1 protein-coding gene is annotated in these 988 nt (G+C 60.7%); it reads left to right on the top strand.

Translation table 11 applies throughout. The annotated features are described in order from the left end of the window. On the top strand, positions 1 to 988 hold a 988-nt coding region (locus J7360_RS20890), incomplete at both ends, for a Tn3 family transposase (protein ID WP_209034735.1).

The raw sequence follows: 988 nt of genomic DNA on the forward strand, positions 1-988 counted from the left end.
CCATTCTGCGATGTCGCCGACGTGTTCCGCTTCGTCAACGACCAGTGCCAGTTCCTGTCGGCGCTGACGCCTTTGCAGCCGCGCTATGCGAAGAAGGTGGCCGACGCCGACAGCCTGATGGCGGTCATCGTCGCCCAGGCCATGAATCACGGCAACCAGGTCATGGCGCGCACCAGCGACATCCCGTATCACGTGCTGGAGAGCACCTATCAGCAGTACCTGCGCCAGGCCACGTTGCACGCCGCCAACGACTGCATCAGCAACGCCATCGCTGCGCTGCCGATCTTTCCGTACTACTCGTTCGACCTCGACGTACTGTACGGTGCCGTCGATGGTCAGAAATTCGGTGTCGAACGGCCGACCGTGAAGGCGCGCTACTCGCGCAAATACTTCGGCCGCGGCAAGGGTGTCGTCGCCTATACGCTGCTGTGTAACCACGTGCCGCTCAACGGCTACCTGATCGGTGCACACGAATACGAAGGCCACCACGTGTTCGACATCTGGTATCGCAACACATCGGGCATCGTGCCGACCGCGATCACTGGCGACATGCACAGCATCAACAAGGCCAACTTCGCCATCCTTCACTGGTTCGGCCTGCGCTTCGAGCCGCGCTTCACCGACCTTGACGACCAGTTGCAGGCATTGTATTCCGCCGACGATCCGGCGCTGTACGAAAAATGCCTGATCCGACCGGTCGGGCAAATCGACCAGCAACTCATCGTCCGCGAAAAGGCGAACATCGACCGGATCGTCGCCACGCTCGGGCTGAAGGAGATGACGCAGGGCACGCTGATCCGCAAGCTGTGCACCTACACTGCGCCAAACCCGACCCGGCGTGCGGTCTTCGAGTTCGACAAACTCATCCGCAGCATCTACACGCTGTGTTACCTGCGCGATCCGCAACTGGAACGGAACGTTCACCGCTCACAGAACCGCATAGAGTCCTACCACCAGCTACGTTCGACGATTGCTCAGGTCGGTGGCA

Source organism: Xanthomonas sp. D-99, from assembly GCF_017746145.1.
Taxonomy (GTDB): Bacteria; Pseudomonadota; Gammaproteobacteria; order Xanthomonadales; family Xanthomonadaceae; genus Xanthomonas; species Xanthomonas cissicola.